The 15,137-nt window shown below is 66.8% G+C and carries 17 protein-coding genes; 9 read left to right on the top strand and 8 right to left on the bottom strand.

Translation table 11 applies throughout. From position 1 onward, the window contains the following. Positions 1 to 81 precede the first annotated feature (81 nt). Both ACAM49_RS12450 and ACAM49_RS12445 read left to right on the top strand, forming a co-directional pair. Positions 82 to 957 (top strand): LysR family transcriptional regulator, encoded by an 876-nt coding sequence (locus ACAM49_RS12450; RefSeq protein ID WP_369635635.1) that lies wholly within the window; start codon positions 82 to 84, stop codon positions 955 to 957. A 114-nt stretch (positions 958 to 1,071) separates the two neighbouring features. Further along, on the top strand, positions 1,072 to 1,503 hold the full coding sequence (locus ACAM49_RS12445) for an Imm63 family immunity protein (RefSeq protein ID WP_369635621.1): 432 nt from the start codon (positions 1,072 to 1,074) through the stop codon (positions 1,501 to 1,503). Here the strand turns inward: ACAM49_RS12445 and ACAM49_RS12440 are convergent. Next, positions 1,497 to 1,913, bottom strand: coding sequence for a hypothetical protein (locus tag ACAM49_RS12440; RefSeq protein WP_369635620.1), 417 nt, complete (start codon positions 1,911 to 1,913; stop codon positions 1,497 to 1,499). The genes ACAM49_RS12445 and ACAM49_RS12440 overlap by 7 nt on opposite strands. A gap of 112 nt (positions 1,914 to 2,025) precedes the next feature. Here ACAM49_RS12440 and ACAM49_RS12435 point away from each other — a divergent pair, with 112 nt between their 5' ends. The 5 genes from ACAM49_RS12435 (at position 2,026) to ACAM49_RS12415 (ending at position 7,869) form a co-directional block, all read left to right on the top strand. Further along, positions 2,026 to 3,042 carry a zinc-dependent alcohol dehydrogenase family protein gene (locus ACAM49_RS12435; protein WP_369635619.1) on the top strand — a complete coding sequence of 339 codons (1,017 nt, stop codon included), beginning with the start codon at positions 2,026 to 2,028 and terminating at the stop codon, positions 3,040 to 3,042. Between the two features lie 242 nt (positions 3,043 to 3,284). Beyond that, the gene (locus ACAM49_RS12430; RefSeq protein WP_369635618.1) at positions 3,285 to 5,051 is read left to right on the top strand and encodes an MFS transporter; all 1,767 of its coding nucleotides are present in this window, start codon (positions 3,285 to 3,287) and stop codon (positions 5,049 to 5,051) included. Beyond that, positions 5,002 to 5,514: a MarR family winged helix-turn-helix transcriptional regulator gene (locus tag ACAM49_RS12425; RefSeq protein ID WP_369635617.1), complete on the top strand. Its 513-nt coding sequence runs from the start codon at positions 5,002 to 5,004 to the stop codon at positions 5,512 to 5,514. The genes ACAM49_RS12430 and ACAM49_RS12425 overlap by 50 nt, the downstream gene beginning before the upstream one ends. A gap of 100 nt (positions 5,515 to 5,614) precedes the next feature. Further along, positions 5,615 to 7,228: an FAD-binding oxidoreductase gene (locus ACAM49_RS12420; RefSeq protein ID WP_369635616.1), complete on the top strand. Its 1,614-nt coding sequence runs from the start codon at positions 5,615 to 5,617 to the stop codon at positions 7,226 to 7,228. After that, the gene (locus ACAM49_RS12415; RefSeq protein ID WP_369635615.1) at positions 7,225 to 7,869 is read left to right on the top strand and encodes a TetR/AcrR family transcriptional regulator; all 645 of its coding nucleotides are present in this window, start codon (positions 7,225 to 7,227) and stop codon (positions 7,867 to 7,869) included. The genes ACAM49_RS12420 and ACAM49_RS12415 overlap by 4 nt, the downstream gene beginning before the upstream one ends. Here ACAM49_RS12415 and ACAM49_RS12410 read toward each other — a convergent pair. Further along, the gene (locus ACAM49_RS12410) at positions 7,814 to 8,485 is read right to left on the bottom strand and encodes an SGNH/GDSL hydrolase family protein (protein ID WP_369635614.1); all 672 of its coding nucleotides are present in this window, start codon (positions 8,483 to 8,485) and stop codon (positions 7,814 to 7,816) included. The genes ACAM49_RS12415 and ACAM49_RS12410 overlap by 56 nt on opposite strands. A 20-nt stretch (positions 8,486 to 8,505) precedes the next feature. Beyond that, positions 8,506 to 9,927 (bottom strand): DHA2 family efflux MFS transporter permease subunit, encoded by a 1,422-nt coding sequence (locus ACAM49_RS12405; RefSeq protein WP_369635613.1) that lies wholly within the window; start codon positions 9,925 to 9,927, stop codon positions 8,506 to 8,508. A 134-nt stretch (positions 9,928 to 10,061) separates the two neighbouring features. Here ACAM49_RS12405 and ACAM49_RS12400 point away from each other — a divergent pair, with 134 nt between their 5' ends. Then, positions 10,062 to 10,685 carry a TetR/AcrR family transcriptional regulator gene (locus ACAM49_RS12400; RefSeq protein WP_369635612.1) on the top strand — a complete coding sequence of 208 codons (624 nt, stop codon included), beginning with the start codon at positions 10,062 to 10,064 and terminating at the stop codon, positions 10,683 to 10,685. A gap of 5 nt (positions 10,686 to 10,690) precedes the next feature. Here the strand turns inward: ACAM49_RS12400 and ACAM49_RS12395 are convergent, their stop codons facing one another. Next, positions 10,691 to 11,032, bottom strand: a complete 342-nt coding sequence (locus tag ACAM49_RS12395) for a hypothetical protein (RefSeq protein ID WP_369635611.1) — start codon at positions 11,030 to 11,032, stop codon at positions 10,691 to 10,693. Positions 11,033 to 11,190: 158 nt separating this feature from the next. On the opposite strand from ACAM49_RS12395, the gene ACAM49_RS12390 reads away from it, so the two are divergent. Next, entirely contained in the window at positions 11,191 to 12,345 is a 1,155-nt protein-coding gene (locus ACAM49_RS12390; RefSeq protein WP_369635610.1) for a helix-turn-helix domain-containing protein, read from the top strand. A 36-nt stretch (positions 12,346 to 12,381) separates the two neighbouring features. Here ACAM49_RS12390 and ACAM49_RS12385 read toward each other — a convergent pair whose 3' ends face one another. The 4 genes from ACAM49_RS12385 to ACAM49_RS12370 all read right to left on the bottom strand — a co-directional run bounded on the left by ACAM49_RS12385 (position 12,382) and on the right by ACAM49_RS12370 (position 15,084). Next, entirely contained in the window at positions 12,382 to 12,882 is a 501-nt protein-coding gene (locus ACAM49_RS12385) for a hemerythrin domain-containing protein (RefSeq protein WP_369635609.1), read from the bottom strand. Between the two features lie 256 nt (positions 12,883 to 13,138). After that, complete coding sequence (locus ACAM49_RS12380; protein WP_369635608.1) at positions 13,139 to 13,786, bottom strand: maleylpyruvate isomerase N-terminal domain-containing protein; 648 nt, start codon at positions 13,784 to 13,786, stop codon at positions 13,139 to 13,141. A 29-nt stretch (positions 13,787 to 13,815) separates the two neighbouring features. Further along, a complete protein-coding gene (locus tag ACAM49_RS12375; protein WP_369635607.1) occupies positions 13,816 to 14,646 on the bottom strand; it encodes a dienelactone hydrolase family protein in 831 nt (276 codons plus the stop codon). A gap of 9 nt (positions 14,647 to 14,655) precedes the next feature. Continuing rightward, positions 14,656 to 15,084, bottom strand: a complete 429-nt coding sequence (locus ACAM49_RS12370; RefSeq protein ID WP_369635606.1) for a CBS domain-containing protein — start codon at positions 15,082 to 15,084, stop codon at positions 14,656 to 14,658. Positions 15,085 to 15,137 lie beyond the last annotated feature (53 nt).

Below are 15,137 nucleotides of genomic sequence, written 5' to 3'. Positions count from 1 at the left end.
GATGACGGGGCTGTTAACGACAAACAATTCGATTGTTTCTGTTCTCGCTCAACCTTTTCGTCAGGTTTGCTACCGTTGAGTATGGGTACGGTGAGCGCGGTGCGCATGGAAACCTTTCTCGCCGTTGCCAAGCACTCCAGCATTCGCCGCGCCGCCGCGCAGTTGCACATCACCGAGGCCGCGGCGTCGGCGGCCGTGGCACACATCGAGAAACAACTCGGGGCCAAACTCGTGACCAAATCCGGGCGGGGCATCGCGCTCACCGAGGCGGGGCGGGTGTACGCGGACTACTGCCGCAGCATTCTCGGGCTGATGAAGGAGGCGCACGCGGCGGTGCGCGAGGCCGAGACCGGTCGGTTGCGTATCGGGGTGGTGGCGACCGCCGGGGAGTACGTGCTGCTGCGGCTGCTGGCCTCGTTCCACAACCGCTATCCCAGTATCGAATTGGGGCTCTCGATCCAGCCGCGCGATGTGCTCTTCCTCGAATTGACCCACCACGAGACCGATCTCGTGGTCGCGGGGCGGCCGCCGCGGGATACCGGACTGGTCACCCGGGCGCGACGGCCGTGCCAGCTGGTCGTGGTCGGTGCGCCGAAGCTCTGGCCCGACCCGTGCGAGGCCACCTGGCTATTGCGCGGCAAAGGATCCGGGACTCGCGACACCACCCTCGCGCTGTTCGATCGGTTGCAAATCCGGCCGCCCACACTGACTCTCGGCACGCACGGCGCGGCCTTGGCCGCCGCGCGAGAGGGTCTGGGCATCACCCTCATCCACTCCGATGCCATCGTCACCGATCTGAATGCCGGGCAGCTCGAGGTGCTGTCGGTGGACGGCACGCCCTTGAATCGCCCGTGGCACGTCGTCACCACCCGCACCCCGACGCCCACCGCCCGGCTGTTCCTCTCCCACATCACCGATCCGGACCGGGTCGGTGACAAGGCGTTCCGCGGGGTCTGAGGCATCTGGCTGAGGCGAACGACGTCTGCGGGAATCCGGCGTCTGAGCTGGTCAGCGACTCGCAGGCCCCACCCCATGTGTAATAGCAAGATCAACTTCAGGCAAGATTGTCCGGTGCCATTCGACCCCGAGGAAATCCAGCAGTCGGTGCTGCTGTGGGTCGACCGCCTCCACCGGGTCGCGCCCCGCCCAGCCGCCCACGTCCCGCCCATGATCGCGGGCCACCACGGTCACCTGGACTTCGCCGAGCCGTTCTTCCGTGTAACGCCCGACCGACTGAGTTTCGAGGCGTGGGAGCGCAACAAGCAGATCCTCGACAAGCCCACGACCTCACCCGACGAGCTCTCGTACTGGGTGGTGGACCATATGGCCCGTCAGATCGCCCTCGACACCGTGCACCAGCATGCGGCGCGGCCGCCGACGCACGATGCCCGGCGGATCTGGTTCCCGGAATGGCATCGGCTGGTGTCGGCCGTGCATCCCGAGTGGGGCGGGCGCACGCTCACCCATATCAACGGGATTCTGGCCGAGTATCCCTTTCACTGACCTCGTCGGTGCCTGTCAGTCGCCCGTGGCGGTGAGGCGAGCGCGGGCTTCCGCCCAGGACGCGGCAGGTTCTTGCCAGTCTCCTTCGACTCGACGAACTTCGGGTTGCCCACGCGCCCAGCCATATCCGCGAGCATTTCGGCGTGGGATCCGGCGCGGACGAAGGCCTCCATCGCCTCCTTGTCCGACCAGGCCGACAGGGTCCGGAAGGTCTTCGAGGTGAGCAGGGCGTCGAGGCTGTAGCCCGCGCAGCCGGGGGCGTCCTTCAACTGGGTGCGGATCTTCAGCGTCCAGCACAGGAATCGGGGTATGTCGGCGTACCGCTTCAAAGACAGTTCGGAGGTGAGCACATGCAGCTCCGCCCCGTCCTCGGGCTCGTAAACACCGCTGGTCCAAGGCAATTGAGGCATGTGGATCAGCCTGTCATTCCACCCGGTCCCCCGCAAGCGCAGAGTTAGCGAATCGGTGGCTACCATGGCGTGAGGTGTATCTTCCGGCGCTTTTCGGCGAACAGGAGATCTCATGCGAGGCACCGTCTTACACGCGCCCTTCGACATCCGGTTCGAAGAGCGACCCGATCCGCGCATCGAGCAGCCGACCGACGCGATCATCCGCACCGTCGCCACCTGTGTCTGCGGCTCGGACCTGTGGCCCTATCGCGGCATCAACCCGGTCCCCGAGCCGCGGCCAATGGGGCACGAGTACGTCGGAATCGTCGAGGAGGTCGGGGCCGACGTCACCGCGCCGCGGCCGGGCCAGTTCGTGGTCGGCGGCTTCGCCTACTCCGACAACACCTGCCCCAACTGCCGCTATGGCATCCAATCCGCGTGCGTGAACGGCGGATTCATGGGCACCTGCCAGGCCGAACTGATCCGGATCCCGCAGGCCGGCGGCACCCTGGTCGCCCTGCCCGAGCAGCCGGATGCCGACCTGGTGCCGAGCCTGCTGACCCTGTCCGATGTGATGGGCACCGGCTGGTACGCGGCGGTGGCCGCCGAGGTCAGGCAGGGTTCAACGGTGGCCGTCGTCGGCGACGGCGCGGTCGGCCTGTGCGGCGTCCTGGCCGCGAAAGAGCTTGGTGCCGAACGTATCATCGCCATGAGTCGCCACGAAGCCCGCCAAAAGCTCGCCCTCGACTTCGGCGCCACCGACATCGTCACCGAACGCGGCGACGACGGCGTAGCCCGCATCAAGGAACTCACCAACGGCATAGGCGCCGACGCCGTCCTCGAATGCGTAGGCACCGCCGAATCCATGACCCAGGCACGCCACTCCACCCGAGTCGGCGGCACCGTCGGCTTCGTGGGCGTCCCCCACGGCATCCAAATCTCCGGCGAAGACCTCTTCCGCACCCACGTGGGCCTCCGCGGCGGCCCAGCTCCCGTCCGCCGGTTCCTCGCGGACCTGATCGGCCGCGTCCTCGACGGCCACATCACTCCCGGAAAGGTCTTCGACCTGACCCTGCCCCTCAGCGAGGTCGCCGAAGGCTACGCCGCCATGGACGAACGCCGAGCCATCAAAACCCTCCTCCTGCCCTGAGCGCCGCGTACCCCACGGACGCATGTCGCAGCCCACACCCGCCTTCAAGATCAGGGGGCTGTCAGCGTTGGAATCTGTCCGATTTCGAGCACTGAGAGCTCCCTGATCTTGATATCTGGGCTGGTGGGAGGGCGGAGAGGGGGCGAGGGTCCGGTGAGTGGGCCTCATCACCATTTCGTTAGTTAGCGACATGCAACTATATTTGGGCGGGTTGTTGGTTCGTTGACTTGCGGGAGGCTCTGATGGCTGCGGCCCCTACCACCGAGATAGATACCGGTGATGTCCAGACCATTCGGAGGCGGCTCCGGATCGAGCATGATCACCCGCATTACAAGTGGGTGGCCCTGTCGAATACGACGTTGGGGATGCTCATGGTGACGATCAACTCGTCGATCGTGATCATCTCGCTGCCGGACATCTTCCGGGGGATCGATTTGAATCCGCTGGCGGCGGGAAACGTGAGCTATCTGCTGTGGATGATGATGGGCTTTCTGCTCGCATCCGCGGTGCTGGTGGTGATGTTCGGGCGGCTCGGGGACATGCTCGGGCGGGTGAAGATCTACAACTACGGGTTCGTGATCTTCACGGTCACGGCGATCGCGTTGTCGTTCGATCCGTTCACGCACGGGGGTGGTGCGGTGTGGTTGATCGGGTGGCGGGTGCTGCAAGGCGTGGGCGGCGCGATGCTGATGGCCAATGCGGCCGCCATCCTCACCGATGCGTTTCCGGCCGAGCAGCGCGGGTTCGCGCTGGGGATCAATCAGGTTGCGGCGGTGGCGGGTTCGTTCCTGGGGCTGCTGCTGGGCGGGTTGCTGGCGCAGTGGGATTGGAAGGCTGTGTTCTGGGTGAGCGTGCCGTTCGGCATTCTCGGGACGGTGTGGTCGTATCGGTCGCTGCATGACAATGGGCAGCGGAATCCGGGCTCGCTGGACCTGCCGGGCACCATTACCTTCGCCGTTGGTCTGACCGCGCTGCTGACCGGCATCACCTATGGCATTCAGCCGTACGGGGATTCGAATACCGGATGGTCCAACCCGTGGGTGCTGGCCGCGGTGTTCGGCGGTATCGCGGTGCTGGCGCTGTTCTGCTGGATCGAGACCAGGGTGGAGCAGCCGATGTTCCATCTGTCGCTGCTGAAGAATCGGGCGTTCGGACTGGGCAATCTGGCGGGGCTGATGTCGTCGCTGGGGCGTGGTGGCCTGCAGTTCATGCTGATCATCTGGCTGCAGGGCATCTGGTTGCCGCTGCACGGGTTCGATTTCGAGTCGACGCCGCTGTGGGCGGGCATCTATCTGCTGCCGTTGACGGTGGGATTCCTTGTGGCGGGACCGGTTTCGGGCAGGCTGTCCGACCGCTACGGGCCGCGACTGTTCGCGACGCTGGGCATGGCGATCACCGCGGTCACGTTCGTGCTGCTGGTGGTGCTGCCGGTCGACTTCTCCTACTGGGCGTTCGCGGTGGTCATCGCGCTCAACGGGCTGGGCTCGGGCATGTTCGCCTCCCCCAATACCGCCGAGGTGATGTCGGCGGTGCCGGCCTCGCAGCGCGGTGTCGCCTCCGGCATGCGCGGCACGCTGCTCAATGGCGGTATGGCGCTGTCGATCGGTGTGTTCTTCTCGCTCATGATCATCGGCTTGTCCAATTCGTTGCCGGGCGCCATGAATTCGGGTCTGCAGCAGCAGGGTGTGCCCGCCGATGTCGCGCAGAACATCTCCGGTCTGCCTCCGGTCGGCAGTCTGTTCGCGGCCTTCCTGGGCGTGAATCCGATCGAGGCGCTGCTCGGCCCGACCGGCATCCTCGACCATCCGGGCGTGCACAAGGACGTGCTCACCGGTCAGGAGTTCTTCCCGCACTTGATCTCCGGACCCTTCCACTCGGGTCTCGTCGTGGTCTTCCTGGGCGCCGCGATTATGATGCTGATCGGTGCGGTGGCCTCCTGGTTCGCCGGTAGCCCGACCGTTGCGGACGAGGCTGCCGAGCTCCGGGAAGCCGCCCGCGAGGGAATCTGAGACGGAGGAGATCACGCTGCCCGAGCCGACGAGCGTCGCCGACCCCGGCCAGCTAACCGAGGCCGCCGAGCTCTACCACGCCATCGGCCGCCTGCTGCGCCTGTTGCGCCAGTCCGGCGACCTCGGGTCGTTGAGCCCCGGTGCGGCGTCGGCCCTGGCATCCCTCGCCCGCCAGGGTCCGCTGCGGCTCGGCGACCTGGCCGGTATCGAGCGGGTCAGCGCCCCGACGATGTCGCGGATCGTGACCGGGCTCGAGAAGGGCGGGTTCCTGACCCGGGACGCGGATCCGGAGGACGGGCGGGCGCAGCTGCTCACGGCCACCGCGGCGGCCCACGACCTGGTCACCGGGCTCACCTCGGCCCGGATCCAGCGGTTCGCCGGTGCCATGGAACACCTCACGCCGGAACAGCGCGCGGCCGTCAAGTCCGGGTTGAACACCCTCATCGAGGCTCTCGACCAGTAGTAATCACGCTGCGTGCGTGGGGCTTTCACACCCATGGACATTGAATTGACTCCGAAGTAAATTACGGGGCGTTCAATTGTTTTGCTCGAAGGAGAGCGCGATGGCGCGGTCATGGTGGGGTTGGGGCAATGTCGAGGACGCCGTGACCGGATCCGAGCGGGCCAAGCTGACCCAGCGGGTCGCGGCGATGATGCCGGATGCGGATCTGACCGCGCACGAACCGCCCGCGCTGGAGTCGCTGTCGGTCCCCGCGCCGCGGATCCAGGCACCGGATGCGTTGGCCGCGTTGGCATCCCACGGTCTCGCCGACCGCGTATCGCACGGCACCGGGCAAGCGTTCCGGGATGTGGTGCGCAATCTGCTCGGCCGCGTCGAGAATGTGCCCGACCTGGTGGTTAGGCCGGGGACCGAACAGGATGTCGTCGATGTCCTGGATTGGTGCACGGGCGCGGGAATCGCCGTGATTCCGTTCGGCGGAGGCACATCGGTGGTGGGTGGCGTCGAACCCCGGGGCCTGGACGGCTACGCCGGGGTGGTGTCGCTGGATCTGGGCCGATTGAATCGGGTTGTCGAGGTCGATCGCACCAGCCGGGCGGCGCGGATCCAAGCGGGGATGCTCGGGCCCGCACTGGAGGACGCGCTGCGGCCGGAAGGCTTGACCCTGCGGCACTTTCCGCAGTCGTTCGAGTTCTCGACGCTCGGCGGCTGGCTGGCCACCCGGGCGGGCGGGCACTTCGCGACCGTCTACACCCATATCGATGACATGGTCGAGTCGATGCGGGTCGTGACGCCGACGGGGATCAGCGAATCGCGGCGGTTGCCCGGTTCCGGTGCGGGGCCGTCACCGGACCGCATGTTCCTCGGTTCCGAGGGCACTCTCGGTGTGATCACCGAGGCCTGGATGCGGCTGCAGGATCGACCCCGTTGGCGCGCAACCGCATCCGTTCTCTTCGACGACTACGACTCGGCTGTCAACGCGACCCGCGTGATCGCGCAGTCGGGATTGTTCCCGACCAACTGCCGCCTGCTCGATCCCGCCGAGGCCTTCCTCAATGCCGGGACCGCGAGCTCCGGCGGCGTGCTCGTGCTGGGTTTCGAATCCGCCGACCATCCGGTGGACGAGCCCATGCGCCGGGCATTGGAGATCTGCGGGGACTTCGGCGGCAAAGCGCCCGAAGGCGTCGCGACGACCGACTCGGAGGAGAACTCGACGCGCGGCGGTGCGGCCGGGACCTGGCGGTCGTCGTTCCTACGGATGCCGTATCAGCGTGATGCGCTCGCCGCGCAGTCGATGATCGTGGAGACCTTCGAAACCGCTTGTACCTGGGATCGATTCGAGCAGCTGCGTGCCGCTGTCCTGGACGCCGCGCAGGCCGCGTTCGCCGGGCTGGGCATCACGGGCGTGGTGACCTGCCGGTTCACCCATGTCTACCCGGACGGGCCCGCGCCGTATTTCGGAATCTACGCCGCGGGCACCTGGGGTCGGACCGTCGAACAGTGGGACGAGATCAAAGCCGCTGTGTCGCAAGCCTTGGCGAGCACGGGCGGCACCATCACCCACCACCACGCGGTGGGCCGCGACCACAGGCCCTGGTATGACCGGCAGCGGCCGGAACCCTTCGCCCGCGCGCTGCGCGCGACGAAGGCCGCTCTCGATCCGGCTTTCATCCTGAACCCGGGTGTCCTGATCGATCGCGACGAGGCACCGCGATGACCGGTGCCGCCGCGAGTCGCGCCGGAACCAAGGGTGTTCCGCGCGAGCAGCGTGAACAGCAGCTGCTCGATATCGCGACCCTCGAGTTCGGCAACCGCGGCTACGTCAATGCCTCGCTTGCCGAGATCGTCTCCGCGGCAGGGGTTTCCAAACCCCTGGTCTACGCCTACTTCGGCTCCCGCGACGAGCTCCATGCCGCGTGCGTGCATCGCGCGGGCAAGGCGCTGGTGGCCGCCGTCGCCGAGGCCCAGGCCGCGCAGGGCGCGCACGGCAAGGCCCTCGCGACCCTGACCGCGATCTTTCGGGCGCTCGACGGGCGCACTCAGAATTGGCGAATCATCTACGACAGCACCCTGCCCAGGCCCGGTGCCGCGTTCGAGACGGCCCGCCACTACCAAGACGCCCTCAACACCATGGGATCCGCAGGCGTCGCCGAGATCCTCGCCGACGCCGGAATCCTCAGCCCGGACGACCATTCCCTGCTGCTGACGCTGTGGTTCAGCATCGTCTCCACCACGGTGTCCTGGTGGGGCGACCACCCGGAGAACACGCCCGAGGACATGACCGACCGCTGCGTGCGACTGTTCACCGCCGTGTCGACAGGACATGCGCGAGCCGGCGCACCACCTCGGTCGCGATGACGGCTTGACCCGAGGTCGAGAAGTGGATTCGGTCCGCGCTCAGGAGATTCTCGCGGTCGTTGACCGGGTGGTCCCAGAAATCGATGACGAGGGCGTCGTACTCGGCGGCTACCCGCCTGGTGATGGCGTTCATTTCGCGAATTCGTCTGTCCCAGTCCGCGATTGACGGCACGACGAAGGCCCGGCCCGGGATGAAGGTCGTCAACAGCGCGCGGGTGCCCGCCGCCCGGTCATACATGAGACGCGTCGCCTTCTCGATCCGCTCGAAGTCCGGAGTGCGCCGGAAGATGTCGTTCGCGCCGGAGGGCAAATGCAGCAGGTTCGGCCGGAACTCGGTGATGGGGTCGAGTTGGTGAGCGACGGTGTCGTCCGTGGTGACCCCGATTCGGGAGAGGTTGAGGTACTCCAGATCCGGACGCACCCGCCGCAGTATCTCGGCGACCCGATCGGACCAGCCCTTGTTCGCATATCCGGGCGTCGGATCGCCGGTTCCGGCGGACAAGCTGTCGCCGATCACACCGAATCGTCGCCATGGCGCGTCGAACAGCAGTGCGGCGGAGGTCAATTCGGATTGGCAAAGCGGATCGGTTTGTTCGGTCATGGTTTGAATAGACATGGTCACCTTCTTGATTTCGATTACGACCGACGAGTGCGCGGCGTGATGCCGAAAGCTGTTGCCGCGCTGAGTACTGCGACGACTGCGATGAACAGCCAGCCGTGCTGGAAGGCACTCGCCATGCGGTCGGCCGCAACGTCGAGCGATCCGAGTAGCGCGACCAAGACGGCGACACCCAGCACATAGCCGAGCTGCCGGGCGGTGTTCACCACGGCACTACCGGTGGCGGACTGGTCCGGCGGCAGATCCACCGCTGCGGAAGCGATCATGCTGGGCAGCGCGAGGCCGATCCCGACGCCGGAGATCATCCAGCCCGGCAGTACCTCGGTGGCGTAGTGCACGGGCGTGGACGCCGTGGCCAGGACCAGTACCACGCCGAGAGCGAGCAGTAGATTCCCCACCGCCACAACGACACCGACCGGCATCTGTTTGATCAGGCGCTGGCTGACGGCGGCGAAGATCGGGACCATGAGCGGCCCCGGCATGATGGCCAGACCAGTTTCGATGGTGCTGAAGTGAGCCGCGTTCTCCAGCCACAGGGCGATGCTGAGGAACCACGCGCCGAAGGCCGTGCAGAATGCCAGCACGGTCGCATTGGCCCACACGAAGGTCGGGACCGAGAACAGGGTGGGCGAGACCACCGGATCCGAATGCCGCAGCATGCGCGCCACGAACGCCACGATGCTGACCGCTCCGAGAGTCAATGCGCCCAGCGTCGCGGCGCTGCCCCAAGACCATTCGCTGCTCTTCACCAATCCCAGTGACAACGCCCCGATCGCCACGATCAGCAGCGTCACCCCGAGCAGGTCCGGCACCCGAGCCGAAATCCGCTGGCGCAGATTCGGCACCAGGCGCAGTGCCGCGATCCCGGCCACCACGCCCACCGGCAGATTGATCAGGAACACCCAACGCCACGAGGCCTCGACCAGCGCCCCGCCGACGACGGGACCCACCGCCGCGGCGAAGGAAGACGTTGTGGCCCAGATCTTCACCGCACCCGGCACCCGCGCGGGCGGTAGCACCGTGAGCAACAATCCCAGACTGGCCGGAGTCAACGCCGCCGCGCCGACCGCCTGCGACACCCGGAACGCCACCAGCGCCCAGAGCGACGGGGCGACCGCGCACGCCAGGCTCGCCACCGTGAAAACGGCCAGGCCCACCAGGAATCCGGCCTTGCGCCCGAACCGGTCCGAGAACCGCCCGGCCGGAATGAGCAGTGCCGCATAGACGATCGCGTATCCATTGAGCACCCAGCTCACATCCGCCAGTGACGAGCCCCGATACGACTCTCCGATCGCGGTGAAGGCGACGTTCACGACGAACACGTCCAGCATTGCCATGAACGCGGCCGAACACAGGATCCAGATGAGCGCTGTCGAGTGGTCGCGGACCGCCGGCGCTCTTTCGGTGGTCGCTGTCCCCGTCGCTGCTGTGCCATCCATCAGGCTTCCCTCCAAATCGGCACCGGCCTCGGCATCGCGCCGATCCTGACCGCTGCGATTAAAACAATACGGTCGCCCGTATGTAAATTGCAATGGCCTTTGACGTGCCGAAAAGATGGCATACGATCGACTGTATGGATACCTCCGGCTCAGCGGCGACTCCGGAAACCACCGACGGCCGACTACAACGAGGCGCCCGATCGCGGCGCGCGGTGACCCGCCGCGCGGTCGACATCGCGTCCCTCGACGGGCTGGACGGCCTCAGCTTCGGCCGCCTCTCCGACGAGCTCAGCCTCAGCAAGGCCGGTATCCAAACCCTGTTCCGGACGAAGGAAACCCTTCAACTGGCCACCGCCGAGGCGGCGCGCGAGGCGTTCGTCGACGCCGTGATCCGCCCCGCCCTCGACTCCCCCGCCGGGCTCTCCCGGCTCCGCGCCCTCATCGACAATTGGATCGAATACGCCACGGCCCCACTGTTTCCCGGCGGCTGCTTCTGGGGCGCGAACCTCCCGATATTCGACAGCCGCCCCGGCCCGGTGCGCGATGCGCTCCGGGAACAGCAGCGCGCCTGGCTCACCACCCTCGCCACCCAATTCCGCCGGGCAATCGACGCCGGTGAGATCCCCGAAACCGACCCCGACACAGCCGCTTTCCAGACCAGCGCCCTCCTCAACGCCCTCAACGTCTGCCTGCGTCTGGGCGACGACACCGCCACCGCGCTGACCCGCCGCGCGCTCGACTCCCTACTCCACCCCTGACCCGTTCACCGCGAACCCATATCGGCCGCACTGTCGGGCGGAATCAACCACCGCGCGAATGTCTGCTCCGGACTCACGGTAATGACGTCAGCGCGTTCCACGAGATCCCCCGGCACCCCACCATTCTCGAAATGCTCGAGACTCGGAACGATGACCGCATCCACCCCCAAATTCGCCACCAACACCCGCAACCGATAAATCGGCCGATCGGTATGTGGCCCAAACACCGCCACCTTCCGCAAGTCGTATCCCAACCGCGCAGCCAACCGCCGAATCTGCACCTCATCCCACTGCCGCCGCGCCCCCGACACATCCTGCCGCAAGTAACCGATCGCCCCGGGATCCATTTGATTCCCCTCTCGCGTTCCGGAAGGATTCGACGCGTTTCCACGGGAGCCGAAGGCGTCGAACCTGGTGGAATATCTCGTAGTCGACGCTACGGCTGCGCGGTATTTGTGACCCGGATACGGTGTTGACAAGGTGTTTTCAATCGACGAGGGACGCAATGGAACTTGGGTCGATGTTGCGGGCGGCGCGGGAGGCGGCCGGGATCGGCCTGCGCGAAATGGCGCGGCGGACGCATTTCAACGCCTCGTACCTGAGCCTGATCGAGACCGGGCGGCGGCCGGTCACGGCCGAGGTGGTGGCGGCCTATGAGCGGACCCTCGGGCGCGACGCGGTGGTCGGATCCGAGGCGACCGACGAAGGGCTCGCCGCGCTGGAGTGGATGCAGCGCGTGGCGGGGTCCGACATCGGTGGGGGCAGTCTCGAACGATTGGAATCGACGGTGGACGATCTCGCCGCCGCCTATCCGACCACGCGTCCGGAAGAGCTACTGGCACAGGTCGATCAGCACCTCGGGCTGGCCGCGCGCATGATGGAGGGCAAGAAGACCCTGACCGAATACCGGCGGTTGATGGTCGCGGTGGGTTGGATGTCGCTGCTGGCCGGGACCTGCCAGATCGACCTGGGGCAACCCCGGGCGGCAGCCGCGCGCCTGCGATTGGCGCGTGAGATCGCCGACGAGGCGGGCCACCCCGAGATCGCGGCCTGGTGCCTCGAAACCTCGGCCTGGAGCCACCTGACCGCTGCGGATTTCCCAGCGGCGGTGCAACTTTCGCGAGCGGCCCAGGCGATCGCGCCGACCACCTCCTCGGCCTTCATCCAGGCAACCGCGCAGGAGGGGCGAGCCCTGGCGCGCCTGGGCGACGCGCCCGGCACCTACAACGTGCTGCGTCGAGTGGCCCGGCTCGTCTCCGGTCTCCGCGTCCCCGACCGACCCGAACACCACTTCCGCTACGACCCCGCTAAATCCGACGCCTACGTGGCGACCACGCTGGCCTGGATCGGCGACCCCGCCGCCGAAACCTACGCCCGTCACGTCCTGACCGAACTGGCCGACTCGGCCTCGACTCGCCCCCGCCGAATCGCCACGGCCAACATCGATCTCGGCCTCGCGCTCGTGGCGGCAAACAAGCCCGACGAGGCCGCCCACGTCACCCTCACCGCGGTCACCTCGGGCCGCCTGGTCCCCTCCAACCTCTGGCGAGTCACCGAGGTGGTAGCCGGCATCGAACACCGAGATCCGCCCGACGCCGCAGGAATCCGAGACGCGATCCGCGACCTCTACCGCCGACCGGAACCACCGCGCGCCAACTGATTCGGCCGATCGATCCCGACGGCTCGTCGCGATCGATCACGAGCGCTGCTCGACGGAGAGGCCGAAGAGGGTTGCGGCGGGTTGTGGTGGGGTGAGGTTGTTGAGGGCTTCGACTATTCGGCGTTCTTCCCAGCGGAAGTGGGATTCGAGGATTGCTGAGAGGCCGGATAGTTCGCGTTGGATGGTGGGGGCGGTTTCGGGGGTGAGGGTGGTCAGGAGGGTGTCCAGTTTGCGGATGATGTTGGCTACCAGGACGTGGTCTTCGCGGAGTTCGGAGAGGACGGGGGTTAGTTCGGGGAAATGGCGGGATAGTTCGGCGAAGGCGGTGTTGTCTTCGCTGGTGTGGTGGTTGGTGAGGGCTTGGCAGAAGGCTGTGCAGTGGGCTTGGAGGGTGGTGGGGCGGGAGGGGGCGCCGGTGATGTAGGCGTCGAGTTCGGTTGTGAGGCGGGATAGTTCGGTGCGAAGCCAGTTGTGGACTTCGATTAGTTCGTGGCCGAGGGCTTGGGCGCGGTCCGCGCGGGAGTTGGTTCGGGGCATGAGGGGTCCTTTGATCGAGGAGTGGTGGCGCGGCTCGACCGCTGGCGAAAAAAGAGGGTCGGCGCTGCCGGTGAATTGGTGTGCTGCTCACGCGCGTAGGAGACGCGCGGGGAACGGGGTCAGACGACCCGGATGTGTGGACCCATGGCAGCCTCCTCGATCACGGTGCCTCCATGCCGACCGCCGTCCACTTGGCGGCGTCACGCGACACCGCCGACAAGAATACCTGGACCGTCGGCGGCGACGAGTCAGCGTGTTATCCGACGGAGAACGGCAGTTTCGCGCCCAGGTCGGTTCGCTGCGCGGCGGACGGGCTGCGTCGGCCGGTGCCGATGAGGAGCGCGTCCTCGTCGGAGAAGGTTCGAGGGAATGCGGTGCCGGTGATCTGCTCCAGCATTTCGCGGGTCCGGGAGAGGCTCTCGGCAGGTGGGTGCGGCACCCCTGGCAGGTGTGCTCGCAGGTCGAGGTGGTGCAGGGTCCATTCCAGGACGTAGGCGTCGAGATAGTCGGCGGCGGTGAGGACTTGGTCGCGGGTGCTCACCCGCAGGGTCGGGTCGCACAGTGTGGCGGCGCGGCCCGCGGCCGAGCCGACGTCGTCGAGATGGAATTTCAGTAGGGCCGGGTCCTCGTACGCGGCGGCCAGGCGGACCGTGAGCGCATCGAGTGGGTCGTCGCCGGTCGGCGGTTTCGCGGCGACCTCCCAATACGTCACCGCGTCGCGGGTCGGTTCGGCCTCGGCGGGCGTGACGAGGGTGATCAGCACGTCCTGTGCGTCGATGATCAAGTGGCACACCAGGTCCCGCACCAGCCAGCCGGTACAACCGGAGGGCTGGGCGAAGTCCTCGTCCGAGAGGTCGGCGACCGCGGTGCGCAATGCTGTCCACGACTGCGAGAAGAGGTCCACCATCGCCAAGCTAGCAGCCGCGGGGGTTGCTACGCCGTCGGTGCTGGCTGCAAGCGGTCGCGGAGATAGGCGAGGATCTCGTCCCGGGCCTTGATAGTGGGGTGGCCGTCTTCGTCGACCAGGTGCGCGGTCACCACGCTGTGCGGTGTCTTGACGATGTGCTCGAAGAAGGGCGGGGGCTTGGGGTTGGCATGCTCGCCGGAGATGACCCGGCCGTCGAATCGATCGCCTAGGAGTTGGGTGTAGGCCGCGAAACGCTGGCCGGTGCACCACTTGTCATTGTCGAACCGGTAGGCCAGGGCGCGCAGGTCGTCGCGTTCGAACCGCTCCGCGATCGCCGTCGCGTCCTCGGGCGACAACTCCAGACCCGCCGGATCGTCGAGCGGAAGCGACGGATGGTTGATGACCGGGGCGATAACCGCCGGTTCCAGAGTCATGGTGAGCGCGAAGTTCCCGGTGAAGCACATGCCCACCGCACCGACGCCGGGACCACCGGATTCGGCGTGGGCCAAGCGGGCGAGGGCGCGCAGCCAGACGGCGATCGGGCTGGTGCCGCCGCCGGCGAAGGCGCGGAATTCCTTGCTGACGCACGCCTTCCGCATGATGGGCTCGCTGAGCTCGACCGACGGGTACGCGCCGTCGACGCCGAACAGCGACGGGATGTAAACGGTGAATCCCGCGTCGCGCACCCAGCGGGCGAAGCGCGCCACGTCCGGGCTGATGCCGGGCATCTCGGGCATGATGACCACCGCGGGGCCGGTGCCCGCGACGTAGACGGTCTTGTCGTCGCCCTCGAGACTGATCACTCGCTTGGTGAAATCAGCGAGACTGTCATCGCCCGTTGAGTTTTCGAATTCCACAGTGGGATGTTAACCGTGGATGTACCGAACCAAGGCCTCACGCTCGGTTTCCAGTTCGGAGATCTGGCTTTTGACCACGTCGCCGATGCTGATCACGCCGATCATCCGCCCGTCCCGCAGGACCGGTAGATGGCGGATGCGGTGCTCGGTCATCCTGGCGTTGAGGGTCTCCACATCGTCATCGGGCGCGCAGGTGTGGACCGCCGCGGTCATGATCGAGCTGACGGGCGCGTCCAAGAGGTCCGCGCCGTGAGTGTGCAGGCGGCGCACGATGTCTCGTTCGGACACGATGCCCGCGATGCTGACGTCGTCGGCCGAGACGACCACCGCGCCCACATTGTGCGCCGACAGCACTCTGAGCAGTTCGCGCACAGTCGCATCCGGTGCAATCGTGACTACGCCGCTGCCCTTCCGGCGCAGAATTTCCGAGATTCGCATATGTCCACCGCCCAACGCTCGGGACTACCAACGGCTACCAGGATGACTCCGAT

This window comes from Nocardia sp. JMUB6875, assembly GCF_041154655.1.
Lineage (GTDB): Bacteria > Actinomycetota > Actinomycetes > Mycobacteriales > Mycobacteriaceae > Nocardia.
This window is presented reverse-complemented; position numbering and strand designations above follow the sequence as displayed.